Origin of the sequence: Gluconobacter sp. Gdi (assembly GCF_014132155.1) — a bacterium.
Lineage (GTDB): Bacteria > Pseudomonadota > Alphaproteobacteria > Acetobacterales > Acetobacteraceae > Gluconobacter.
Window position 1 is genome coordinate 704,569 of record NZ_BLJQ01000001.1, and the last position, 25,120, is coordinate 729,688.

21 protein-coding genes are annotated in these 25,120 nt (G+C 58.0%); 5 read left to right on the forward strand and 16 right to left on the reverse strand.

The genetic code is table 11. The annotated features are described in order from the left end of the window. The first annotated feature begins 144 nt into the window (after positions 1-144). Positions 145-1,998: a ribonucleoside-diphosphate reductase subunit alpha gene (locus JN414_RS03205; protein ID WP_232309134.1), complete on the forward strand. Its 1,854-nt coding sequence runs from the start codon at positions 145-147 to the stop codon at positions 1,996-1,998. Between the two features lie 68 nt (positions 1,999-2,066). Here the strand turns inward: JN414_RS03205 and JN414_RS16765 are convergent, their stop codons facing one another. Further along, on the reverse strand, positions 2,067-4,637 hold the full coding sequence (locus tag JN414_RS16765) for a YfhO family protein (protein WP_237389846.1): 2,571 nt from the start codon (positions 4,635-4,637) through the stop codon (positions 2,067-2,069). Positions 4,638-4,913: 276 nt separating this feature from the next. Between JN414_RS16765 and JN414_RS03215 the strand changes: the two genes are divergently transcribed. Continuing rightward, positions 4,914-5,939, forward strand: coding sequence for a ribonucleotide-diphosphate reductase subunit beta (locus JN414_RS03215; protein WP_046899852.1), 1,026 nt, complete (start codon positions 4,914-4,916; stop codon positions 5,937-5,939). A gap of 18 nt (positions 5,940-5,957) precedes the next feature. Here JN414_RS03215 and JN414_RS03220 read toward each other — a convergent pair whose 3' ends face one another. After that, positions 5,958-6,797, reverse strand: coding sequence for a tRNA1(Val) (adenine(37)-N6)-methyltransferase (locus JN414_RS03220; protein ID WP_237389847.1), 840 nt, complete (start codon positions 6,795-6,797; stop codon positions 5,958-5,960). Positions 6,798-6,944: 147 nt separating this feature from the next. Here JN414_RS03220 and JN414_RS03225 point away from each other — a divergent pair, with 147 nt between their 5' ends. Next, on the forward strand, positions 6,945-8,000 hold the full coding sequence (locus JN414_RS03225; RefSeq protein WP_086634068.1) for a polyprenyl synthetase family protein: 1,056 nt from the start codon (positions 6,945-6,947) through the stop codon (positions 7,998-8,000). 49 nt (positions 8,001-8,049) lie between these two features. Here the strand turns inward: JN414_RS03225 and murI are convergent, their stop codons facing one another. Continuing rightward, positions 8,050-8,886, reverse strand: coding sequence for a glutamate racemase (gene murI, locus JN414_RS03230; protein ID WP_202206648.1), 837 nt, complete (start codon positions 8,884-8,886; stop codon positions 8,050-8,052). 5 nt (positions 8,887-8,891) lie between these two features. Further along, positions 8,892-9,638, reverse strand: a complete 747-nt coding sequence (locus JN414_RS03235; RefSeq protein WP_016737749.1) for an orotate phosphoribosyltransferase — start codon at positions 9,636-9,638, stop codon at positions 8,892-8,894. Between the two features lie 174 nt (positions 9,639-9,812). On the opposite strand from JN414_RS03235, the gene JN414_RS03240 reads away from it, so the two are divergent. Then, positions 9,813-10,049, forward strand: a complete 237-nt coding sequence (locus JN414_RS03240; protein WP_046899580.1) for a hypothetical protein — start codon at positions 9,813-9,815, stop codon at positions 10,047-10,049. Between the two features lie 24 nt (positions 10,050-10,073). Here JN414_RS03240 and JN414_RS03245 read toward each other — a convergent pair whose 3' ends face one another. Beyond that, the gene (locus JN414_RS03245; protein WP_202206649.1) at positions 10,074-11,375 is read right to left on the reverse strand and encodes a citrate synthase; all 1,302 of its coding nucleotides are present in this window, start codon (positions 11,373-11,375) and stop codon (positions 10,074-10,076) included. Positions 11,376-11,639: 264 nt separating this feature from the next. On the opposite strand from JN414_RS03245, the gene JN414_RS03250 reads away from it, so the two are divergent. Continuing rightward, complete coding sequence (locus tag JN414_RS03250) at positions 11,640-13,385, forward strand: Hint domain-containing protein (RefSeq protein WP_237389848.1); 1,746 nt, start codon at positions 11,640-11,642, stop codon at positions 13,383-13,385. A gap of 19 nt (positions 13,386-13,404) precedes the next feature. On the opposite strand, the gene JN414_RS03255 is transcribed toward JN414_RS03250, so the two are convergent. From JN414_RS03255 to JN414_RS17125, 11 genes are all read right to left on the reverse strand, one after another. Next, positions 13,405-13,920 carry a histidine phosphatase family protein gene (locus JN414_RS03255; RefSeq protein ID WP_202206650.1) on the reverse strand — a complete coding sequence of 172 codons (516 nt, stop codon included), beginning with the start codon at positions 13,918-13,920 and terminating at the stop codon, positions 13,405-13,407. Beyond that, the gene (locus tag JN414_RS03260) at positions 13,921-14,235 is read right to left on the reverse strand and encodes a chorismate mutase (protein ID WP_202206651.1); all 315 of its coding nucleotides are present in this window, start codon (positions 14,233-14,235) and stop codon (positions 13,921-13,923) included. Further along, positions 14,225-14,911, reverse strand: a complete 687-nt coding sequence (locus tag JN414_RS03265) for a metallophosphoesterase (protein ID WP_202206652.1) — start codon at positions 14,909-14,911, stop codon at positions 14,225-14,227. The genes JN414_RS03260 and JN414_RS03265 overlap by 11 nt, the downstream gene beginning before the upstream one ends. Positions 14,912-15,024: 113 nt before the next feature. Further along, positions 15,025-19,548: an AAA family ATPase gene (locus JN414_RS03270; protein ID WP_202206653.1), complete on the reverse strand. Its 4,524-nt coding sequence runs from the start codon at positions 19,546-19,548 to the stop codon at positions 15,025-15,027. A gap of 28 nt (positions 19,549-19,576) precedes the next feature. Beyond that, a complete protein-coding gene (locus tag JN414_RS03275) occupies positions 19,577-20,215 on the reverse strand; it encodes a thioredoxin domain-containing protein (RefSeq protein ID WP_202206654.1) in 639 nt (212 codons plus the stop codon). Next, a complete protein-coding gene (locus tag JN414_RS03280) occupies positions 20,216-20,845 on the reverse strand; it encodes a thioredoxin domain-containing protein (RefSeq protein WP_202206655.1) in 630 nt (209 codons plus the stop codon). 58 nt (positions 20,846-20,903) lie between these two features. Beyond that, positions 20,904-21,842, reverse strand: coding sequence for a hemolysin family protein (locus tag JN414_RS03285; protein WP_202206656.1), 939 nt, complete (start codon positions 21,840-21,842; stop codon positions 20,904-20,906). Then, entirely contained in the window at positions 21,839-22,327 is a 489-nt protein-coding gene (ybeY, locus tag JN414_RS03290) for an rRNA maturation RNase YbeY (RefSeq protein ID WP_202206657.1), read from the reverse strand. The genes JN414_RS03285 and ybeY overlap by 4 nt, the downstream gene beginning before the upstream one ends. Further along, a complete protein-coding gene (locus JN414_RS03295; RefSeq protein WP_202206658.1) occupies positions 22,296-23,480 on the reverse strand; it encodes a PhoH family protein in 1,185 nt (394 codons plus the stop codon). Before JN414_RS03295 ends, ybeY begins: the two co-directional genes overlap by 32 nt. Further along, positions 23,474-24,883: a tRNA (N6-isopentenyl adenosine(37)-C2)-methylthiotransferase MiaB gene (miaB, locus tag JN414_RS03300; RefSeq protein WP_202206659.1), complete on the reverse strand. Its 1,410-nt coding sequence runs from the start codon at positions 24,881-24,883 to the stop codon at positions 23,474-23,476. The genes JN414_RS03295 and miaB overlap by 7 nt, the downstream gene beginning before the upstream one ends. After that, complete coding sequence (locus tag JN414_RS17125; RefSeq protein WP_255494175.1) at positions 24,880-25,014, reverse strand: hypothetical protein; 135 nt, start codon at positions 25,012-25,014, stop codon at positions 24,880-24,882. The genes miaB and JN414_RS17125 overlap by 4 nt, the downstream gene beginning before the upstream one ends. Positions 25,015-25,120: the final 106 nt, after the last annotated feature.

Genomic DNA, 25,120 nt, shown 5'->3' on the forward strand with positions numbered 1-25,120 from the left:
AGAAGTATTTTGGAGAGCGCAATGACACTTCATGACGTGACGATGGACACGCCACATACGGCCGACCGCCCGCATGACGTGCTTCCGCCTGTTGACCACCCTGTTGGCGAGCGTGCTGTCGGGGAGGGGGAAGAAACGCCAGACATGTTCGATGATGTCGTGCAGCTTCCGGGTCATCATGCCGTCCGTGTGGATCGTTCGCGTGATTCGCTTCTGACGGATTTTGGCAAGGCGACTCTGAACAATCGCTACCTTCTGCCAGGCGAGCATTATCAGGATCTGTTTGCGCGTGTTGCGTCCTATTACGGGGCGGATCAGGGCCATGCCCAGCGTATTTATGATTACATTTCGCGCCACTGGTTCATGCCAGCTACACCGATTCTGTCTAACGGTGGAACGTCCCGCGGCCTGCCGATTTCCTGCTTCCTGAACGAAGCCGAAGATAGCCTGGAAGGTATCGTCGGCCTCTGGAACGAAAACGTCTGGCTGGCATCCAAGGGCGGCGGCATCGGGTCTTATTGGGGCAATCTGCGCTCGATTGGCGAGAACATCGGTCGTAACGGCAAGACGTCCGGCGTCATTCCGTTCATCCGCGTGATGGACAGCCTGACACTGGCTATCTCGCAGGGGTCCCTGCGTCGTGGGTCTGCGGCTGTGTATCTGCCGGTCTGGCATCCTGAAATCGAAGAATTTACGGAAATGCGCCGCCCAACGGGTGGTGACCCAAACCGTAAGGCCCTGAACCTGCATCATGGCGTTCTGATCACAGACGCCTTCATGCGCGCTGTTGAGGCGGACGAGGAATGGCCGCTGCTGTCCCCGAAGGATCACAGCATCATCCGCAAGGTGTCTGCTCGTGGGCTTTGGATCCGCATCCTGACGGCCCGTATGGAGCAGGGTGAGCCGTACGTCATCTATTCGGATCATGTGAACCGCGCTCGCCCCGAACATCACAAACTCGCCGGTCTTGAGGTCAAGACCTCCAATCTCTGCGCCGAGATCACGCTGCCGACCGGTATCGATCATCATGGCAAGAACCGGACGGCTGTCTGCTGCCTGTCTTCCCTGAACCTGGAAACCTGGGACGAGTGGAAGGATGATCCGCAGTTCATTGAGGACGTCATGCTGTTCCTCGACAACGTTCTGCAGGACTTCATTGACCGTGCCCCGGACGACATGGCGCGTGCCAAGTATGCCGCTGCCCGGGAGCGCTCTGTCGGTCTTGGCGTGATGGGATACCATTCCTTCCTTCAGGCCCGGATGATCCCGTTCGAGAGCGTGATGGCGAAGGTCTGGAACAAAAAGATCTTCCAGCACATCCGCGCTCAGGCCGATGCGGCTTCAAAGAAGCTGGCGGAACTACGTGGTCCGTGCCCGGATGCCGAAGAGTACGGCTTCATGGAGCGTTTCTCGCACAAGCTGGCAATTGCTCCGACGGCGTCCATTTCCATCATTACGGGCAATGCCAGCCCAGGCATTGAGCCAATCAGTGCCAACGTCTTCCTTCAGAAGACCCTGTCCGGCTCGTTCTCGGTCCGTAACCGCCATCTGACCACGATCCTCGAAGAGCGCGGTCAGAATACGGATAAGGTGTGGTCTGACATTACCCTGAGCAAAGGCTCCGTTCAGCATCTGGACTTCCTGACGCAGGATGAGAAAGACGTCTTTAAGACGGCCTTCGAACTGGATCAGCGCTGGGTTGTTGAACATGCTGCCGACCGTGCGCCGTTCATCTGTCAGGCACAGTCGGTCAACCTTTTCCTGCCGGCGGATGTGCATAAGCGCGACCTGCATCAGATCCACTTCCAGGCCTGGAAGAAAGGCCTGAAGTCTCTGTATTACTGTCGTTCCCTGTCGGTACAGCGTGCCGATGCAGTCTCCACGCTGGCCGTGAAGAGCGACATTCTGGACGATGAGAAGTACGAAGCTACCGTGCAGGCTGCCCCGCGTGGCAAAATGAGCAGTGGCGATTACGACGAGTGCCTCGCCTGTCAGTAAGGCGGGTTGGTAGTATCGGTTTGAAAAGCCCGGCTCCTCGTTTGGGGAACCGGGTTTTTTTTATGTTCTCACGGCGTGTCAGGCGCTCTAACGCGACGGAAACCCAACCAGAGCAGGATGAGGCCCAGTGCTGTAGCGATCCATCCGAATATTGCGCCGGGAGGTGCAAAATGAAAGTGGATCCGGGTTGGTCCTGCAGGAAGCGGGATACGTTCAAATAACCCGTCCCACACTTCCGGGACGATGAAAGTGCCATTTACCTCGGCCGTCCATCCCGGCAGTATCACTTCGCGACGGATAAGATAAGTCGGCGCCGGGCAGTTTGCGGCAAGCGTCTCCCGGTCTTTCAGAGTAAGGGTGCAGGCTGCTTCAGTCTCAAAATAGGGGGCAGCGTTCTTCAGTCGGATGAGGTCTCCGGTTCCCGTATGCAGAACGGGCATCATGGCTTCGCGCACAGCCTCTGTCTCAAAGCGGATGCGCGGCCAACCCACACGCTCTTTCACGGTGGACCAGATCATAACGTCTGTGGTGGCCTCTTTGAGGCTTAATGTCAGGGTGTGGGCATCGGCTGGAATGATTCTATCCAGTTCGATCGACGTCAGACCGTTGTCTGTTGCCTCTTTCAACCGTGTCTGACCCGTTGCGCATTGCGTGTCGGAACAAATGGACAGAATCAGAATTCCGTTCGAGTTTCCGGCGTAAGTGCCCAATTGCAGCGTTGCCAGGCGGCTAACCGGCTTTTCCCATGATGAAATATTGATTGTGACCTCTGGCGAGTTCGGCGTCAGAGGAAAGCCGTTTGGCTGGCGGTTTTCTAGGGGGTAGGGCGCGATGCTTGGCATGCCATGACCTGGAGGAACCAGCAGGGCTGATACGCCGAGTTTGGCGAACAGATCAGGATGCCGGGCTAAAGAGGCTTCCAGAAAGGCATCCCCATTTTCAGCAAAAGGATAGGAGCCATTAAAGGTTACGGCGTCGACTTTTGAGCCGAAGTCCTGTTTCAGGCGCTCGATCCATGCTTTCGGCGTGGGAATGGCATTGTGATTGATAGAGGCGATCCGCAGATAAGCGCCATAATTTGGCTCAATCGGTCCAATGGTCACGAAGCGCTGTAGGCCGGTTTCTCCCTGTAGTGCCGTAATAAGGCGTTGGTCTGGGCGGGGTTGTTCCGGATAGGCGCTTAGAAGAGGAAATCCGAACAAAAGAAGGGTCTCAAAACAGAGAACCGTTCCAATAATTTTCGGATGTTTCTTGCTCCATGCAAGAAAAACCACAGTAGCCAAGCAGAGGGTGCCGAAAGCTAGCGATCCCACCGCATAAATATGGGAAGAAACTGGTCCCTCAGAAACGGAACGAAGTTTCGTCAGGAACTGATGATCCAGAGCATAGGTCGTGACAATCAGGGCGCCCATCACACAAGCAGACAGGATGATTGCTCTGCGGCGCCACACACCACGGAACATGTCATCCAGGGCGAAGACTGCGAGAAGGATCAGGCAGCTTTCCACCATGGGTTCGCAAAGGCGAAAAAATACGGTGTGCCCAAGTCCTGGCACCAGATCGACGAGTTGAGTGAGCCCCGGAACACCGGCCTGTTTTCCCACGACAGCAAGGAAAATGCCGAGCAGCAGGAAGCGCAGCCCTCGCTCGTTGTTGCCCCCAATGGCGCATAAAGCCAGAAACGGAAGAGTAAGCCCGCAATAGCCTCCTAGGGCATACCATGCATCCAATTCGGAGCCGTAGAATATGGGACCGTTGATGTAGGGGAATAGCAGCATCGACCATGCCTGATGCGGCAGGGTCTCATCATTGATGCCGCCGTGAACACCGATGTCAGCATGGGGTAGGAATGTCAGAAAAGCGAGGAGTTGCGGGGCGGCAATCAAACCAGCCGTGAGGCCCCCAAGGCAGATGTGAAGGGCAAAGCGGGATCTGCTGCCAGGAGCAGTCTGGAAAAAGCGTAGAACTGCAAGCCCGAGCGCGATCAGTCCTAAAAGAAAGGCAGTTTCGGGAAAGCCTGCCAACAGGAGATAGGTCAGGCTTAGAGCAAGCCAGCCCCAATTCCCGGTTCGGGCACGTTCCACGCCATAGAGAGCGAGAGGCAGAAAGGCGAGGGGTTCAGACGGGCCGTCCGAAGCCCATGCATAGGTGCCGTTGAAAGCATAGAGCAGGCCACCGATCAGCGCGGCGCGCGGATCGAGGCGCAGCTGTTTCAAAAATGCATATGTGGACAGGCCCGCGATGATTTGCAGAGTGCACTTCATCATCAGGAGACCATTCGGCAGCCCCAGAAACAGCACGAATGGTAGAAAAAATGCGGCAGGCTGGTATTCGCCCGCCAAAGGCATGCCGACACCGCTGTAGGGATTCCACCAGGGAATGACACCATGCACCCAGTCGTGCGCCACAAGTCGGCCGAGGGCTTCTACGAAAACGCCTGCGCAACCGTCGATCCAGCCTGGATGTCCCGGGATTAGTCCCTTCGCGGCATTCGCAGAGTTCTGCACCATTAGTGACGTCGTCATCATTGGGTCGCTGGAGCGTAATCCGAGCCACTCCGGCAGGTAGAGGCAGATTGGCAGGAGGATCAGCGCGAGAAAGTGAGAGCGCGGCCAGAAGCGACGCGTTTTCTGGGGCATGGAAGCTCCGCCGGGAGGATTGTGTTCTTTGCATAACTACAGCCTTCCGGTCCTTCAAGAGATTGCGCTGTGACGCGTGACTATGATCGCATCCGAAGCTATGCTTGGAGCAGCAGGAAACCCAAAGGCCAGACAGGCTGCGTACCTTAGCGCCCTTTGATGGAAAGCCTTTGTCCTGGTTAAGGTATTGAGAAAACACGTTATTCGTGCGTCTGTGGCTTTTCCGTAAGGAGAGGTAAGGTGCACTGAAAACGTGTCTTTGAGGAAAGTAAGGTCATGAGCAACACGACCCCGAATGCTGGCGAAACGCCAGCGACCGAGCAGCATTATGACCTGATGACTGCGAACCCGGTGTACAAACCGTTTCGCTACCCGTGGGCCTATGATGCTTGGCTAACCCAGCAGCGCGTTCACTGGCTCCCGGAAGAAGTGCCGCTGGCTGATGACGTGAAGGATTGGCACCGTACGTTGACAGAAGCCGAGCAGCATCTCGTGACGCAGATTTTCCGCTTCTTCACGCAGGCGGACGTGGAAGTGAATTCCGCGTACATGAAATATTACAGCCAGGTCTTCAAGCCGACCGAAGTGCTGATGATGCTGTCGTCGTTCTCGAACATCGAGACGATCCATATTGCGGCCTATTCCCATCTTCTCGACACCATCGGGATGCCAGAAACGGAGTATTCGGCCTTCCTGAAGTACAAGGAGATGAAGGACAAATACGATTTCATGCAGTCGTTTAACATCGACAATAAGCGTGAAATTGCGAAGACCATGGCGGCATTTGGCGCCTTCATGGAAGGGCTTCAGCTTTTCGCATCGTTCGCGATCCTGCTGAACTTCCCGCGCTTCAACAAGCTCAAGGGCATGGGACAGATCGTCTCCTGGTCGGTGCGTGATGAAACGCTGCACTGCCTGTCCATGATCCGTCTGTTCCGCACGTTCATCCGTGAAAATCCGGAGCTGTGGACGGAAGATTTCCGTGAAGAACTGAAGGAAATCTGCCGCACGACCGTTGAGCATGAAGACGCGTTCATTGATCTGGCCTTTGAAATGGGTCCGGTTGAGGGAATGTCCTCGGAAGACGTCAAGCGTTACATTCGCTTCATTGCGGATCGTCGTCTGACGCAGCTTGGTCTTGATCCGGTTTATGGTGAGGAAGAAAATCCGCTCCCGTGGATTGATGACATGCTGAACGCTGTTGAGCACGCCAACTTCTTCGAAAACCGCTCTACGGAATACTCCCGTGCCTCTACGTCCGGCACCTGGGAAGAAGCCTTCGAAGGCAGCGTCTTCGAATAATCTGGGGATAGAGAAGAGTCAGCTTTCGGGCAGACTCTCTCCCCGTCGCAGAACCCGTTCGGCCGCATCGGTAAAGCGGCCATCCTCTTTATGCAAAACCAGTCCCGGACGCAGGCGAAAGATGCCTTTGCCGCCGTGGATGGCCTGGATCAGCACCAGCTTCGCTTCCCGCCCCTGTTTGGGCCAGAAGGGGTAGAGCTGGAGTGAACCGCCCCCGTTTTCCAAAAGCGTCTGGCAGGCTCTGTCCGTGATCGCTGCGGATACGATAAACGTCAGTGTACCACCGGGCAGAACCCAGCGGGTAAGGCTGCGGATCCACGCCTGTGGGTCGGTGTCTTCTGCGCTGAGGGCCAGCCGCCGTCGTTCGTCAGGGGAGGGCGTACCATGCGCGCTGTGCCACGGAGGATTGGCCATCACGTGATGGAAGCGACCATTGGCTGTCGGAGCCAGAGCTCGCAAGGATGATGGGATCGTCGGGAGCACGGCCTGAAGAGCCGAAAGCGATGTTCGCGAGTCTGGAAACGGGTTGTTCAGGAAATTGTGAGCCGCCAGTTTTACTGTGTCCGCATCTGCTTCAAGCCCAATGCCGCTCGCGCCAGCAACGCGTGCTGCAAGGCATAGCAAGCCTGCGCCTGCACCGCATCCTGCTTCCAGAACAGTCTCTCCGGCTCGTGCAGGAACCGCTGCCGCCATCAGGACAGGCTCAAGTCCCGTGCGATAGCCCTTCCGAAATTGTCGGTAATGGAGTCGTCCGTTGAGCAATGTTCCGTCCCTTTCGTTTTCAGAAAGGGGGGAAGTGCTCTTCAGATGGGCCTTAGGGGGCTGCAATGGGTTGACCACCTTCCTGCTGCCGCTCATATGGTCATTCCAACCTGTCGTCCGGCGTTAATATGGCCTGGTCGCTTTTCCAGACAGGAAGAACGAGCAGGGATACGCCACATCATATCGTGCCTGCACGGTCCTGGGCAGTCCTGGGATAGTGTGCAGGAACTGGAGTAAAGACCCTTGGATTCTGCCGCACCGGATGCTGCCGTGACCGTTGATAAAGCTGTGGTTCAGGGTACAGGTGGCGAAAGCGCACTGTCAGCGCTGTCAGCCTATCTCGAAGAGGACATGCTGGCTTGCAACCGCGCCATTATCGCGCGGATGGAGAGCCCTGTCCCCCTGATCCCGCAGCTTGGCGCTCACCTGGTGGCTGCTGGCGGCAAGCGCCTTCGTCCCCTTCTGACGCTCGCTTCAGCACGGCTGTGTGGTTATCAGCCAGGCCCTGATCATCAGCGTCATGTCGGGCTCGCAGCCTGCGTGGAGTTCATTCACACCGCAACTCTGCTGCATGATGATGTGGTGGACGAGAGCACGCTGCGTCGCGGTCTGGCTTCAGCCAATGCCGTGTTTGGCAACAAGGCGTCCGTTCTGGTGGGGGACTTCCTGTTCGCCCGTTCGTTCCAGCTTATGACGGCAGACGGCTCCCTGAAGGTCATGGCGATCCTGTCAGATGCGTCTGCAACGATTGCTGAGGGCGAAGTCCTTCAGATGGTTGTGCAAAACGATCTCACGACGCCTGTTGAGCGGTATCTCGAAGTCATTCACGGCAAGACGGCCGCACTGTTTGCGGCGGCCTGCCGCGTCGGTGCTGTTGTGGCCGAGCGTCCGGATGCCGAAGAGGATGCTCTGGAGCAGTTTGGCACCAATCTTGGTATGGCGTTCCAGCTTGTTGATGATGCTCTCGATTATGCCGCGGACCAGCAGGTTCTGGGCAAGACGGTCGGTGATGACATGCGGGAAGGCAAGATCACTCTGCCAGTCCTGGCTGCCTATGAGGCCGGCTCACCGGAAGAGCGTGTGTTTTGGGAGCGCGTTATCGGGGAAGGCGAGCAGACTGAGGAAGATCTGCCTCACGCGCTGAACCTGATTGCGAAAACAGGTGCGATCAATACGACGATCGCCCGGGCGCAGGTTTATGCAGATGCAGCTGTTGAAGCCCTGTCTATTTTCCCGGATAGCGAACTGCGTCGCCTTCTGATTGAGACAGTTCAGTTCACCGTGAACCGGGCGCGCTAAAAATCCCCGTTCTGCGTCGGCCCCTTTGGGGCTGGCGTAGACTTTGCTCTCAGGCCGTCAGTGCGAGCGGGCTGAAAAGAGACCATTCCGAAAAACCTAAACGGCTTACGGCGGCTTCCAGGCGCGGCGCATTGAATGGTGCGCTTGTCATAAAAAGCCGGGGCGGTGCTGCGACTTTGTCTGTTGCGATGGGGGCGAGTGTCTCAAGCACAGTCCGCACCTGACGGGCGACGGCTGGTGCCGGGTCAAGCCAGTTCAGATTGGGGCGTGCAAGGCGTTGAAACGCTGGCATCAGGAACGTGTAATGCGTGCAGCCAAGCCCGACGGTATCGATGTCCTTGCCATGAGGCTGTTCGAACAGGCAGGTTAGTTCGCGTTCGACGTCTGCATCCGGAATGGCATCGCCCAGAAAGGCGCGTTCGGCCAGATCAGCCAGTCCACGCGCACCATGGGTGATGAGACGACAATCCGAGGCAAACTCTCGATGCAGTTCCAGTACATAGGGTCGCCGAGCTGTTGCTGACGTAGACAGCAGGCCAACGGTCCGTGTTGTGGAAACACGTCCAGCCCAGCGGATAGGGGGGACGCATCCGACAACAGGGATGGAGAGACGTTCCCGGAGTGCTGGCAGTGCAATAGTGCTCGCCGTATTGCAGGCAATCACCAGAACATCTGGCTGGACGTCACGGCAGGCTGCTTCGAGCAGGCTGACGATGCGGCCGGTCAGGCGATCATCAGGTTGTTCCCCATATGGAAACAGCGCGGTGTCAGCCAGATAGTCGATCGTGAGGGAGGGGAGGATGTCGCGCAGAGCCTGAACGACACCCATCCCCCCGATGCCCGAGTCAAAAACAAGGCATCGGGACAAAAGGGCAGGAGAGCCCACGGACGTCAGCCTTCTGCTTTGGCCTTGAGCGCCAGCGCTTCTTCGGCGCTGCCAACACCGCCGTGCTTGCGGGACCAGCCACAGGGATCTTCAAGGAAGCGACGAACCTCGGCACTGTCCTTTTCAGAGAAATAATCGCCGCCTGCACAGGCTTCGAGAACATCCCACCAGGTGCACAGCGCGTGCAGGGAGATGTCCATGTCTGCCAGCGTTTTGTGGGCGCCTGGGAAGACACCGTAAAAGAATACGACGAAGGTGTGGTTCACGATGGCGCCTGCATCGCGCAGGGCATTGGCGAATCGGATCTTGGATGCGCCGTCTGTCGTCAGGTCTTCGACCAGCAGGGTGCGCATGCCATCGGGCACATCACCTTCGATCTGCGCATTACGGCCAAAGCCCTTCGGCTTTTTGCGGACATACGCCATCGGCGTCATCATGCGGTCCGCGATCCACGCAGCGAACGGAATACCTGCTGTCTCGCCGCCGACAACAGCATCGATGCTTTCATAGCCGATGTGGCGGCCGATCTTCTCGACAGCCAGTTCCATGATCTTGGTCCGGGCGCGTGGGAAGAAGATGATCTTGCGGCAGTCGATATAGACCGGGGACTTCCAGCCTGACGTCAGGGTGTAAGGCTCTTCCGGACGGAAGTTGACGGCCTTGATCTCCAGAAGGATGCGGGCGGTGGTCAGGGCTGCGTCCCGGTCCCACTGGGTGCGACCCGCGATCGGGCTCTCTCCATGTTGTGTCATGCTGCTCTCCACTGACGTCGTTTTCTGTGGTTTACCGGCCACAAGACACAAAGGGTAGTGCCAAATTCGTACGCACTTGTTGCTGTTATAGGGAGACCCAATCTATGCTTGCGCAGTCAGGCCTTGCCCCCTAAGGAGTAAGACCGTTTTTCCTCTTCTAAAGCAGGATCAAAAGTGAGCATCGAAACCAGCCGGATCGGCCGGAAATGCGAACGTGCTGTTGTCACAGCCTATCAGGAACTGCGTGAGGTCGGTCAGCCGGACATGCAGGCCTTTGCTGCATGCACGACGCTTTACCGCATCCATCATCCTGAATCTTCCATCACGGAAGCACGCCGCCTTGTTGCGGAATGGATCGACCATCACGTTGTCCGCAAGGCTGATGGCCAGACTCCGGGCTGCGATTGCTAATCCAGCCTGTGTGACAGGGGCCTTTCAGCCCCGGTCACTCATGGAAACAAACTCCCGCTTTGTTTCCCCTACATAAAGCTGGCGAGGGCGCGTAATCCGCCCGGCCGGATCTTCAATCATTTCTTTCCATTGGCTGACCCACCCCACTGTCCGCGCAACCGCGAATAGAACAGTGAACATGCTTGTCGGAATTCCGAGAGCTTTCAGGATCAGACCTGAGTAGAAATCCACATTCGGGTAGAGCTTACGGCTGACAAAATAATCGTCTTCCGTGGCCACTCTTTCCAGTTCCTTGGCAAGGTCGAGCAGCGGATCGCGCTCCAGGCCAAGCTCGGAAATCACTTCATGGCACGTCGCTTGTAGGATTTTCGCGCGCGGATCGAAACTCTTGTAGACGCGATGGCCAAAGCCCATCAGACGAACACTGGAATTTTTGTCTTTGACCTGCTCCAGAAAGGCAGGGATGCCTTCACGGGTTCCGATGGACTGAAGCATGTTCAGGGCAGCTTCATTGGCCCCTCCATGGGCAGGCCCCCAGAGCGCAGCAATGCCGGCAGAGATGCAGGCGTATGGATTGGCGCCGGTAGAACCAACCAGTCGAACCGTTGTGGTTGATGCGTTCTGCTCATGATCGGCGTGTAGAAGCAGGATCCGATCCATGGCGCGTGCCAGGACCGGGTTGACCCGGTAGTGGTTGCCTGGTCTGGCGAAAAGCATGTGCAGGAAATTCTCGGAGAACGACATCTCTTCATCCGGATAGATGAAGGGCTCTCCGATGGAGTATTTATAAGCCCATGCGGCGATGGTGGGCACTTTGGCAATCAAGCGGCGGGCAGAGAGATCGCGGTCTTCGGCCTGTGAAATATCCAGACCATCATGATAAAATGCTGATAGCGCGCCGACGGTGCCGCACAGGATCGCCATCGGGTGAGCGTCGCGGCGGAAACCGTTGAAGAAATTCCGGATCTGCTCGTTAAGCAGCCGGTGGGTGTTCATATCAGCCTGAAAAGCCTGATATTGCGCCGTTGTCGGCAGCTCTCCGTAAAGCAGCAGATAAGCAGTTTCCGTGAAGCTGGCATTGAGAGCCAGGTCTTCAATGGGATAGCCACGGTGGAGAAGCGTTCCCTCATCCCCGTCAATGAATGTGATCTTGCTGGTGCAGGTTGCCGTTCCCGTCAGGCCGGGATCAAAGGAAAATATACCAAGCTGCTGTTGGATTCCACGCAGATCCGCGACGTCCGGTCCCATGGTGCCCTTCAGAAGAGGGGCTTGCATGGAAGCGCCGCCAGCATGAAGGGTAGCAGTTTCGGACTTTGGATCGTGCATGGAACAAGCGCCTGTCTGGCAGAGTGACGGGAAGAGTCAAAGTTTAGGGTGTAGGGGTTTTCCCTGTCCAGAGACACTACCTGTCGGGCCGTCGAAGGCCTCAAAAAAAGCAGGGAAACCTAAAAATTGGCGTGAAACCGCGCGTCTTAAAGTTTTTGTTAATAAAATTGTGTTTTTGAATGCGTTTCCGCTACAACCCGCGCTCTTCACATCGTCAGGTTTAGAAAATCTGCGATTTCCTTTCCCGTCAAAATCAGGATCTTCATGTCTCAGATAGTTTCTTCAGGTCAGGCAATCTCCGGGGGTACCGTCAGCGGAGAGGGTAACATTCTGACCGTTGAAAATGGTGGCTCTATTCAAAGGGTAACCGTTGTGAGCGGTGGTGCTGTTTCTGACGAAGGAGAAGATCGTTTTCTGACCATCAGTAATGGTGGAACCCTGACAGTCGGCTCCGCAGGTAGATCCTACAATACGACTGTTCTGTCCGGGGGGCTCCAGGCCATTACGAACGGCGGCCATGCCTATAATGTAGCCGTCAGCAGCGGCGGAATGCAGGTTACGTCTTCAGGCGGCCAGTTAACCCATACACAGCTGAACCCGGGCGCTACTCTGTCGGCTCTGCCAGGGTCTATTGTCGATCATGCTGAGGTCCGCAGCGGAGCCTCGTTCTATGTCGCGTCGGGAGCAATTGCCGATACAACAGTCATTTCCTCAGGTGCGGTGCTGACACTGCAAAGCGGAGGCACCCTGAGTGAGACGATTTTGTTGTCAGGTGGACGGATTGATCTGGACGGACTGAGCTATTCGGACGGAGAGACGGCGACGTTTGTCAGCAGTGGAGGCGCTTATTATCTGAACGTCACATCTGCTGGAAACACCATTTATTCCACACGGATGCAGGGCGATTACAGCAGCAATGGTGTAACCCTGACAAAAGATGATGACGGTTCAACAATCGCTGCGCTTGGGCCGGTCTGCTTTCTTGGAGGAAGCCTGATCCAGACACCGGCTGGTGAGGTCGCTGTTGAAGACCTGCGTGCCGGAGATGACGTTGTGGTCATTCGGGATGGTGCCGAGCAGGTTGAGCGTCTGAGTTGGGTTGGCAGTAAGAAAGCGCAGGTTCGCCAAGGGCCACATCTTGATATGGCAGGATATCCCGTCCGCATTTGTGCAGGTGCTGTGGCCGAGGGTACCCCCCATACGGATCTGCTTCTGACGCCAGAGCATTGCCTCTATCTGGATGGCGTGTTCATTCCAGTGCGTATGCTCGTAAATGGCGGCAGCATTGCTTACGCAACAGACATTACGTCCTATGACTACTACCATGTTGAGACAGCCCATCATGATGTGATCGTGGCAAACGGTCTGAACACAGAGAGCTATCTCGACACAGGAAATCGCAACAGCTTTGCTCAGCCAGGGAGCATTACTCACTTCTCAACTGTTACGAAAAGCTGGGTGCATGACGCTTCTGCGCCACTGGTGACGGATCGGGCAGTCGTAGAGCCTGTTCATGCCCGTCTGGCTCAGCGCTCTGAACAGCTTGGGCTCACTGTTGCGTGCGCAGTTCAAACAACGCGTGCACATGATTTGCACCTTGAAACGCAAGCAGGCCAGCGCATTGCTCCCATGCGGCAGATTGAAGGACGCTTCCTGTTTTCGCTACCGAGTGGTGCGCGTGCTGTCCGTCTGGTGTCACAGGCATCTCGGTTGTGTGATTCGGTTGGCCCCTATCTGGATGACAGGCGGGTGCTTGGTGTTCTGACGAGAGCAATCCGTCTCTGGGATGGGCAGGGCATGCGCGAGCTTATGCTACTGCAACCTGAACAAGCTGACGGTTGGTATGCCGCAGATCCGTCCGGCATGCGGTGGACGAACGGCAGTGCTCTCCTTGAACTTGGGCTGCGTTCAGCGACGGAAGCCGGAGTGCTCGAAATTGAGGTGGTTGAGGCTGGACCTTATGTAAAGCCTGAACCTGCCGAAAGGCGCCTTACTCTTCTCTGCGCCTGAATGTAATTGATTAAGCCAGTCAGGGCGTAAGAACCTGACTGGCTTGAACAGTGGAAGGTCGGACATTGACCCAGTCTTCTGCTGTCTGAAAGACTGTCAGGGTTGCTGGTGCATATCCGTGTCTCAGTGCGGCAAAGGCGTCATTCTTGAGAGCGGCTCCTGCAAGATCATGCGCCAACGTTCCTATGGCCGGATTGTGCCCGATGAGGAGCAACGTCCGGATATCATCCGATGTCGCGTGAATGAAACCGTAAAGGGTGTCGAGACCTGCTCCGTAGAGGTTGCCTTCAATCTGCGGAATAATCGTATCAGGCAGAGCGGAAAGAACGCCCTTTGCCGTTTCCTGTGTTCGACGGGCGGAACTGCAAATCACCTGAAAGGGATGAGGTAGCTCCAGCCCTGCAAGCTGAGCACCAATTCTTGCCGCCTGTTGATGGCCCGTCGCAGTCAGTGGCCGCTCGATATCACCCGCTCCCGAATAAAGATGGGGGCCGGCTTCAGCGTGCCGCAGGACGAGGAGCAGGCGTTCGGCCATTCAGCGTGTACCGTGGGTTTGGGCGGCAATCGCTTCGTGATGTCTAATGACCTCCCTGATAACGAATGCCAGAAATTTTTCAGCAAAATCAGGGTCCAGATGTGCGTCCCGCGCAAGCTGGCGCAGGCGTTCGATCTGCCGGGCTTCACGGTTGGGGTCCGCGGCGGGCAGGCTGGAACGCGCCTTGAGTTCGCCAACAGCCTTGGTGCAGCGGAACCGCTCTGCCAGCATATGAATCAGGGCGGCGTCGATATTGTCGATGCTGGCACGCAGGCGCTCAAGTTCTGCGAGGGCGGAAGAGCTGTCAGAAGTCATTGATATCGATCCATGCAAGGTGGCCACCTTTTCCTGCGCCCAGATCCGTGAAGACAGCCGTGCCGCCAAGACGCCCCGTCCGGCGCCAGGGGCGTCCGTCAGTCGAGCGGCGGTCATGGCCGACATAGACCGTCATTCCGTCCGGAATGCGGTTGATCCAGGTGAGGCGGCGTTCGGGATATCCGTCCGGCTGCATGCGGCCGGTGGTTTCACCAAAAAGGGCGCGAGAGAGGGGGGCAGACATTTCGCCCAGACCCGGAACAGGCGCTTCGGACAACATGGCGGTATGGAACCCGCCATGCACGAATAATGCCCGCCCGAGCCGCAGCCATGTCGGGGCTGCAGCAATCGCCTCATAGGTGCGCTGCTGAAGCCCTTCATATTCCGGCAGGGAAAACTGCCGAAGTGTTTCTTCAAGTGGCGGATCACGCCTGAGGCGACGACCTTCCAGCGCCCGCCCCAGCTTGCGGTCATGATTGCCGAGAATAAAAAGCCCGCGATCTGTTTCCAGCAGATCAAGCATCAGCTCCATCACGCCGGCACTGTCTGGGCCGTGATCGACCAGATCTCCCAGCTGGATGACGAAGCGCTCAGTCGCAGTCGCGTGACGGAACGCGTTCAGATCACCATGCACGTCTCCCACCACACGAATACCGTGTTCACGGATTCGCGTCATGATCGGGGCGGGGAGAGGTGGTTCGACGAAAATGGGTGCGATCTTTCAAGGCGTTTTGTCTATCAAAAGGCTTCAACGCCTTAACGTCAATTTTCGATTGAAGAAAAAAGACGTTAGCCTTCGACAAGGGCAGCAGCGCGCCCCAGATCAACCGACAATACCCGGCTTACACCACGTTCCTGCATCGTAACACCATAAAGCCTGTCCATGTGGGCCATGGTAAGCTGATGATGGGTCACGACAAGGAAGCGCGTGCCCGCTTCCTTGGTCATATCTGCCAGAAGGGAACAGAAGCGTTCCACATTGGCATCATCCAGGGGGGCATCGACTTCATCCAGCACGCAGATGGGTGCAGGGTTGCAGCGGAACGTCGCAAAAATGAGGGAAAGTGCCGTCAGGGCCTGCTCGCCGCCGGAGAGCAGGGAAAGGGTGGAGAGCTTTTTCCCCGGCGGCTGAGCAAAGATTTCCAGACCAGCTTCCAGCGGATCATCACTGCCGACCATACCCAGATGCGCGCGACCCCCTCCGAACATCCGTGAGAACAATGACTGGAAATGCCGGTCCACTTCCGTGAATACGGCCAGAAGTCTTTCGCGTCCTTCACGATTGATGGTCCCAATGCCGCCACGCAGGCGGTTGATGGCGGCCGTCAGTTCTTCATGCTCGCGGGCAATGGTCTCGGCGGTCTGCTTGGCGTCCTGATACTCTGTCTCGGCCCGTAGATTGACGGCTCCCAGATCGTCCCGCTCACGGGTGAGGCGGGAGAGCCTACGGCGGGTGGACGTTTCGGCCTGTTCGGACAGATCAGACGGATAAATGCCCCCTTCTGGCGGGTCGCTTTCTGTCAACAGACGCTCACGTGCTGCCACGGCCTGTTCGGCGCGTTCGGTCAGCCGGGCAATGGCTTCACGAGCCGAAGACAGAGCTAGGTCGGCATCCCGACGACGTTCCTGCGCAGCCTGACCAGCCTGATCGGTGGCTTCGTCCTTTGCGCGGGCCTCATCATAGGCTGTCTGGGCCTTCTCAAGATCCAGATCCTGTTGCTTCAGCGCGGCTTCGAGGCGAACCGGAGTATGGGCTGCTTTGTTCCACGCATTTTCCAGCGTGTTCCGGCGCTCTTTCAGTTCCGCATGGGATTGAACGGCCAGAGAAATCTGCCCCTCAAGGTCGGACAATCGTCCTCTGAGCGCCGCGATGCTTCCGTTCAGGCGCATATCTTCCAGCGCAAGACGAGACAGGCTCTCCTGAACCGCCTGAAGCGCCTTCCGGGTTTCTTGCAGTTCCGCAGTGCCACCTAGTACGTTTTGTTCCAGAAGCGCCGGGTCTGGACGCTCTGCAATGGCAGCGTCCTGCGCCTGATGGTCCTTTGTGAGCTTCTCGACGAGCGCTTTGAGCTCCGCCGCACGTGGAGCAAGTGCCGTGCGCCGGGCGAGGGCTGCCGTTGCGGACTGGTCCAAAGTTTGCAGTTCGGCCGAAAGGCGATCTGCCTTCTGGCGGAGGTCGCCCGTGGTCTTGCTCGCGGTTTCAAGCTTCTGCCGGGCGTCCTGATGCTGCTGACGGGCGACCGCGTCACGGCGCTCCAGATCCGGAAGATCTGGTCGATCTGTGGCGATTTTTGTGGCTTCAAGCTCAGCTTGAAGAGCGTCAATGTCCCGCTCCAGCCGCGTCAGAGCGTTTTCCAGTTCCTGAAGGCGTGTCTGTGCTGTCTCATGACGCAGAATGGCCTGATCCAACGTGCGATCAGCCTGTTCAGCCTCTGTCCGGGCCGTCTGGAGATCCCGCGTCAATACTGTGAGAGCCGTTCGAGTCCTCTCCACGACCTGACCCGCCTGTTCAGCCGTGTCCGTCAGAGCTGCCGGGGAAGGATAAGCATCATAATCGGCCGCCGCTTTGTCAGCGTCCGAGCGTGCGCTTTTCGCAGCGGCCTCGGCGTCTGACAAACGACGTTCTGCTTCGTCCCATCGACCTTTTGCCAGTGCAGCCTGCTGTTCGCGTGACGAGAGCTGCGTGCGGGCCTTGCTCAGTTCAGGCTCCAGCCCCGAACGTTCCGACCGAAGACTTTGCAAGGTCTGTTCCGTTTCGACGCGAGTGCGCTGGGCTTCTTGGAAAGCGCTCTGTACGGCCGGAAGCCCCTTTTCCTGCTCAGCGAGAAGGGCGCGGGCCTGTGTCAGACGTTGTCTCTGCTCCAGACGGGCGGCTCCGGCATCAGGCGCGTCCCCCGAGCGAATGAAACCGTCCCATCTCCACAGAGCGCCATTCCGGCAGACAAGCGCCTGGCCGGGCTGGAGATGCGTTTGAAGAGCGGCACCTCTACCGGGATCATCCAGCAGGAAAACAGCGTCCAGACAGCGTTTAACAGCGTCTGGCGCCGCAACCAGAGACGAGAGAGGCGGGCAGGAGTCAATCTGTGAGTTCTCTAGTGCCGTGAGCGCAAGCCACCGACGGTCGGCTGCGACGGTCGTGGGCGCGAGCGAGGCATCGAGCCCATCCGCCAATGCCGCAGCGACGGCCCTTGCCAGATCCGCAGGAATATCAAGCCTGTCTTCTAACGGGTCTGGCTGCGCGGCGACGGCGGCGAGTGTCTGTTCCAGCCCTCCACATTCCGAACGAAGGCGCAGGATCGTGCTTTCTGTGCGGGTCAGAGCCTCACGGGTAGAGCTCTCAGCTTCGGACGCGGAAGAAAGAGCTTTTTCGGCTTCGGAAAGAGCGCGCTGAAGGGCATCCAGTCTCTCTTCCAGACCTGTGACGGTTGCTCGAAGGACGGCTACGTCAGTGTCCGGTACGAGAGTTTTCGCGGCGGTATCCCGCTCTCGAAGAGCCGTTTCTGCACGCTGGGCTGCCTGACTGGCGACCTGCTGGGCATTGTCTTTCGCACGGAGAAGGCCTTTATGGCGCTGAACGCCTTCCTCGGCCTTCGCGCGGGCTTCAAGCCATGCCGCATTGGCCTCATCCAGAGCCTGACGCGCCGCGCGTTCCCGAGCAGAAATATCTTCAAATGCCTGCAGGGTCTTTTCCCGCTGAGCCTGAAGCGCGCCGCGCTGTGCATCCGTCAGTAGAGCGACTGCCGTCTGAGCATGAACGGTGCGGTCCTGAGACAGGCGGTCTGTCGCGGCCTGAAGCCGGCGCTTCAGATCCGCCTCGGTCTTTTCCAAAACAGTCAGGCGTTGCCGTCCGTCTTCGAGGGTGCGGCTCTGCAATTCCATTGCCAGACGCGCATCCTGAAGCGTGGCAAGAGCCGCAGCTTCGATCTGTCTGGCGTCCTCAGATTCACTGATGGCGACGTCAACCTGTTGGCGCAGGCTCTCCAGAGCATCATCGTCCGGCCGATCTTTCTCCAGCGCAGTCAGTTCTGCTTCAAGCGCCTGAAGAGCGCCTGTTTCGGCATCAAGTCGCGTTGTCAGAGCATCCAGAGCGCTTTTCAGCCCATCGCGGCGGATCGCTTCTGCGTCCCGCAGACGGACTGCTTCTTCCAGAGACGCTGCCTGCGTTCGCTCAAGTGCTGCGAGCCGGTTCTGCTCTTCGGTGGCTTGAGCGCGCTGTTCAGGAAGTTGGGCGCGTTCCTTTTCCTGCGCTTCCAGATCTGCAAGAGCGGCCACCTGAGCGGCTCGATCCTGCGAGAGCCGTTCCGTGCTTCGGGCAAAATCTGCCTCCGCTTGCTGGAAGCGTGCCAGTGCTTCGGCCTCTGCTTCCCGCGCACGTGTGACGTCCACTCGTGCCGTTTCAGACTGGACTTTTAGTCGTTCAAGAGCGCTGCGAAGACGGTCTGTTTCTTCTCTGGCCTGTGGGGTGGCTTTGCGAGCTTCGAACTCCGCAATGGTCGCGTGCTCGGCTTCCTGTTCAGCTTTGCGCAGAGCTTCACGGGCCTTGGCCAGATCATCCTTGCTGCGCTGTACGGCAAGATTGGCGCGGGCATGGAGAAGCGCATGAAGCTGAACCTCGGCTTCACGCAACTTCTCGGAGAGCTCACGATATTTCCGGGCCTGAACGGTCTGCTCTTCGAGACTGCCGAGCCGCTCTTCAATCTGAAGGCGCAGATCTTCCGCACGGGAGAGGTTGGTCTCGGTCTGGCGGAGTTTCAGTTCCGCATCATGACGGCGGGCATGAAGGCCGGTGATGCCAGCAGCCTCTTCCAGCAGAAGGCGACGCTCTTCCGGCTTGGCCGCGATAAGCTGGCCGACACGGTTCTGGCTGACGATGGCGGAACTGCGCGCACCGGATGCCAAATCGGCAAAAAGCGTCTGCACGTCACGCGCACGCATGACGCGACCGTTGATGCGGTATTCGCTGCCGGAGCCACGCTCTGCACGACGCGTGATTTCGAGGTTTTCAGCATCCTGAAACGGAGCAGGGGCAAGACCCTTGGCGCCGGTCAGATGAAGCGTGACCTGAGCAATGTTCCGGGCGGAACGTGTGCCTGTTCCGGCAAAGATCAGATCGTCCAGCTCGCCGCCCCGGAGGGCGCGGGCGGAGGTCTCACCCATGGCCCAGCGCAGGCCTTCGACGACATTGGATTTGCCGCAGCCGTTTGGGCCGATAATGCCCGTCAGGCCCGGAAGGATGTCAACGCGCACCTCATCGGCGAAGCTTTTGAAGCCGCCGATCGTCAGGCGGCTGATCGTCGTGGTGTGAGTTGACATCGGTGTTTGTGAAACGTCCGGAAAGAGATCAGGACGCCTTGGCGACCAGATCGGCAAACTTCTCGTAGGTTTCCGGGTCCTGATCGTAGTGCGTGTTGTTGAAGCGGAAATACGGCGTGCCCTGGATGCTGTAGGTATCTGCGTCCTTCTGTACCTGATTGTACATGGCCTGCATGAATGCTGTGTCTTCGCTGACGCTCTTGAACTGGGCCGCAGAGACGCCGGCTAGAGCGGACATCTGCTGCAGACGCTGCATCGGATCGCCACCGGAAGCAAAGGCCCACTGCATCTGGCTGGAGAGCAGCGCTTCAATGAACGGGACATACCGCTCTTCCGGCAGGGAACGTGCCACCATGGCCGCCGTCAGGCCGACGCGGTCACCACAGAAATCATGGAACTGATAGCGGATCTTGCCGGTATCAATGAGTTGTTCCTTGATCTTCGGGAACTCTTCTGTTCCGAAATGGGCGCAATGCGTGCAGGTCAGGGAAAACCATTCCTGCACCAGCACCTTGGCATTCGGATTGCCGATAATGCGCGGTCCCATGCGCGGGTCATTGGCGGGAAGGGCTGGCGGCGCATCTGCCGCACGGGCTGCCGTACCAGCCACGGCAAGAGCCGGGGCTGCGGAGAGAATGAAGCGGCGGGAAATCATGGGGCGGGTCATTCAGGAAGCCTTTGCAACTGCTTTGGCGAACGCATCATAGCTGGAAACGACATCCGGTGCCGGAGCGTCATTGATGCGGAAATAAGGGGTACCCTGGATCTGAAGGAAAGCACCATCGCGGTCCTGCCGGTTCACGATAGCCTCGCGCAGGGCATTATCGGCATTGATCTTGTCGAACTCAGCCGATGAGACGCCTGCCATGGCGGCGCGCTTTTTCAGTTCCTGCACCGGATCGATGTTCTGCGCAAAAGCCCACTGGTCTTGCGTGCGCAGCAGATCATCCACGAAGGGCGCGTAGCGGTCTGCAGGAAGGGAGCGTGCGACCATGGAGGCGAGGAGTGCAACCTGATCCAAAGGGAAGTCATGATACCGATAACGGATTTTCCCGGTATCGATCAGGTTGGCCTTGATTTGGGGAAAAATAGTCTGTGCGAAATGAGCGCAGTGAGAGCAGGTGAGCGAAAACCACTCATCGACCTGGACCTTGGCCTCCGGGGAACCCAGAACACGCGGCCCCATACGGGGATCAGTTGGGGGAAGTCCATTTTCTTCCGCGCGGGCGGAAGAAAATGATGTCACTGCCGCAAGGGCAGGCCCGGCAATAAGAAATGCACGACGGCCAAGGGTCATGGACAAGGCTCCACTACGGACAAGATGTCCTACTCACAACGCTGATCTGGTTCAGACGTCAAGACCCGCGTTCGTCATCCTGCTGTCCAGTATCCGGCAGGGGCTTCTTTTCCCAGCCTTCCGGTACCCGCATCCGCAAGGCGCGAATATGGCGCGCATCGGCATCCAGAACGCGGAATTCCAGCCCGCTCTCATGGGTCAGAACTTCGTCTTTTGCCGGAACATGCTCTGCCAGACGGAAGACAAGTCCACCAACTGTCTCGATCTCGGCTTCGCGCTCGGCATCCGTGAGAACAGCCCCTAGCCGTTCCTCAAGCTGGCGGACGGGCAGACGGGCATCAATATCGAAAGAGCCATCCGCGCGTTCTACCCACGGGGTCGTGACAGGGTCGTCGTGTTCGTCCGAGATATCACCCACAATCGTCTCGATCAGATCTTCGATCGTGACGAGGCCGTCGATGCTACCGTATTCATCAATGACAAGGGCCATGTGCATCCGGCGCTGACGCATCTGTAGCAGCAGGTCAAGCACCGGAATGGTCGGAGCAATCATCAGAGGCTGACGAAGAAGCGGGCGGATGTCGAACGCCTCAGGCTCATCAACATAAGCCACCAGATCCTTCACATGGATCATGCCAGCGATATCGTCGAGCTGGCCGCGATAGACTGGCATGCGGGAATGGTTTTCCCGACGCATGTGATCCAGGGCATCGTTGAAAGAGATGCTCTCTGACATGGCAATGATATCTGCGCGCGGGATCATCACGTCATCTGCCGTGATGTCCCGCAAGCGCAGGACATTCATGATGAGGGCACGTTCCTGTCTGTCCAGTTCCGGCTCGTCTCCCGTTTCCTCGAAAGGCTGGGCGGCTTCGTGAACGAGTGTCGCGATGGACTCACGCAGACCCTGATCGCGGTTGCGTCGGCCGAACAGTCCGAACAATCCGCGAGAGTTCTTTTTACCGTCGTCTGAACGGTCCGTAGTGTCTTCGCTCATGCCCGTCTTCCTGCCTGTCGCCATGGATCGCCAAAACCAAGCTGGCGCATCGTGCGGGTTTCAACCCCTTCCATGTCCCGGGCTTCGCCGGGAAGATAATGATCGTATCCTGCAAGATGCAGGGCCCCATGAACCACGAGATGGGACAGATGAGCGCGCATGCTGCGATGGGCAGCATCCGCTTCTTTCCGGACTGTCTCGTAACCCAGAATGATATCTCCGCCGTGAAGGGGAGAGACCGGCTCGAACGTCAGAACGTTCGTGGGTTTGTTCTTGTTACGGAAGCGGGCATTGAGCCGCTTTACGATCCGATCTGTCGAGAGAAGAATCGACGGAGCAGGAGACCGGCTGAAATCCGGGCCGCCCTGGCGGGCGACGGCGGTGAGCGCACGACGGATTGTGCGCTCGGTATCAGAGACCGAGGAGCGCCATCTGGCGTCCTCGATGATGATGTCAGTACCGGCGTGACGACTTGGAGGTTCCATTGTTATCCCGGCGCGGCCGATCCCGGAAATTATCCAGGGGGGCAGGCGCTTTCTGTTCATAGGCATCGACGATACGGGCGACCAGCGGATGGCGCACCACATCAACGGATGTAAAGCGAGTGATGCCGATTCCCTTGATGCCTTCCAAGGTCTCGACGGCTTCCCTTAGCCCAGATGATACCCCGTTGGGCAGATCAATCTGACTGAGGTCACCTGTAACAGCCATGCGTGTGCCTTCACCCATGCGGGTCAGGAACATCTTCATCTGGGCTGGGGTCGTGTTCTGGGCTTCATCCAGAATGACGAAAGAGTGGGCGAGCGTTCTGCCGCGCATGAAAGCCAGCGGGGCAACTTCGATCTCGCCCGTGCCCATCCGTCGCACGACCTGGTCACCCGGCATCATGTCATTCAGGGCATCGTAAAGCGGGCGAAGATAGGGGTCGATCTTTTCCCGCATGTCGCCGGGCAGGAAGCCCAGACGCTCGCCTGCCTCAACAGCTGGGCGAGAAAGAATGATCCGGTCCACCTGTCCGGCAAGAAGCATGGCAACGCCCTGAGCAACAGCCAGATAGGTTTTGCCGGTGCCAGCTGGGCCGATTCCAAAAACCAGATCAGTGCGGGCCAGCATTTCCATGTAAGCGGCCTGCCCATGAGAGCGGGGAGCAATCACACCGCGCTTGGTGCGAATGGCCGGAAGATCGGTCAGAGGAGCAGACGCAGGAGAGGTCTGGGAATTTTGAGGGGCAGGTTTGTGCTGACCTGCTTCGCGACGAGGCTGTTGCTGCCTGGAAGGTGGGGCCGGGGGAACAGCAGCGCGTTGGCGTTCGTGATGCCGTGTAGGCAGCGCAGTCATCCGGATCACACCATCAACCTGAGAACTGTCGATAGTGCCGCCCTGTTCGAGCTGATTGTACAGCGCAACGATAGCCGCCTGAGCGCGGCCTACGGCATCGGTTTCGCCTGAAATGGCGATTTTGTTGCCGCGGCATGAAAGCCTGACATTGAACCCCTCCTCAAGCTGGACGAGGTGCCTGTCATGATCTCCCAGAAGTCTCTGAAGGAGAATATTGTCATTGAAGCGCAATGCGACGGTGCGATTGCCTTCGGTACCACCAGGGGTGGCGACGGAGCGCGTCGGGGGCGTTGTCAGCAAGCGGAGGCTGTCTCCCGGATGAGGGTTCCACCAAGTGAGTTGGTCATGCGAGTGGTGATGGCGACCTTGGCGATGGTGCCAATCAGATGGTCCGGCCCTTCGAAATGAACGGGCTGGAGATACGGAGACCGTCCGGAAAGCTGTCCTGGCTTGCGGCCTTTCCCCGTAATGAGAATATTCTGAACCGTGCCGACCATGTCTGCATTGAACGCATCCTGCTGTTCACGCAGAAGGGCCTGAAGCTCTGCCAGGCGACGGGTCTTCACGTCTTCGGCCACCTGAAAAGGCTGGCCCGCGGCTGGGGTGCCAGGACGGGGGGAATATGTGAAGCTGTATGCCATGGCGAAGCCGATATCGCGAACAAGCTGCATCGTGGCTTCAAAGTCTTCTTCTGTTTCACCGGGATGTCCCACGATAAAATCAGAAGACAGTGCCAGGTCTGGACGAGCTTCCCTCAGCCGACGGACACTCTCGCGATATTCATCCGCCGTGTGGCCACGGTTCATGGCTTTCAGGATGCGGTCGGAACCACTTTGAACCGGCAGATGGAGGAAAGGCATCAGGGCACGGTTATCACGGTGCGCGTCAATGAGGCTCTGGTCCACATCGCGCGGGTGTGAGGTCATGTACCGGATGCGGTCCAGTCCATCCAGTTGGCCCAGCTCGGCAGCCAGCTCAGCCAGTGTTGCGCTTCCGCCCTGGCCATTGTCACCGTGATAGGCGTTGACGTTCTGCCCCAGCAGGGTGATTTCCCGCACGCCTGCAGCAACCATCCGGCGGGCTTCTGCCATGACCGATGAAACGGGGCGGCTGGTTTCCGCGCCTCGCGTGTAAGGAACAACGCAGAAGGAACAAAATTTGTCGCAGCCTTCCTGAATGGTCAGAAAGGCAGTGAGATTGCCTGAAGATTGCGGCGCAGCTTCGGCGGGCAGGAAGTCAAACTTCTGTTCGGCCGGGAAGTCTGTTTCGATGACAGCGCCACCAGCGCGTGCCGCACGGGCGACCATTTCCGGAAGGCGATGGTAGGTCTGTGGCCCAAGCACCAGATCGACGTAGGGCGCACGGCGAAGGATTTCTTCTCCTTCGGCCTGCGCCACGCATCCGGCGACAGCAATGATGCTGCGATCCTGACCCTTCTCAATTCGTTCATCACGAATTTTGCGCAGCCGTCCAAGCTCGGAGAAAACCTTCTCCGTTGCGCGCTCACGGATATGACAGGTGTTGAGAATCACCATGTCAGCAGCCTCAGGCGTGTCGACAGGGCCATATCCCAGCGGGCGAAGAACATCCGCCATGCGTGCGCTGTCATAGACATTCATCTGACAGCCCCACGTAATAACATGCAGGCCATGACGGGCACGTTCAGCAGGGGCGGGCACGGAAGCGGAAGTCTCGGTGGTCACGGTTTCAATCCGGGGCTGGCAATATCAGGCACACACATCAGGGCTGGAGGCTGCGGGGTCAAGCCCGCCCCGACAGAGGAAAGGTCAAACATGAGAATGGACCGACATGTCAGACTGGCCTGAAGCGGCATCACCATCTCCGGATGGACGCTGAATTGCTCCCATCGATGGAACTGAAGGTGACGCGGGGCCAGCCTGCAAGTCAAGACAAACCTTGGTTTGATCCAAAGATAATGA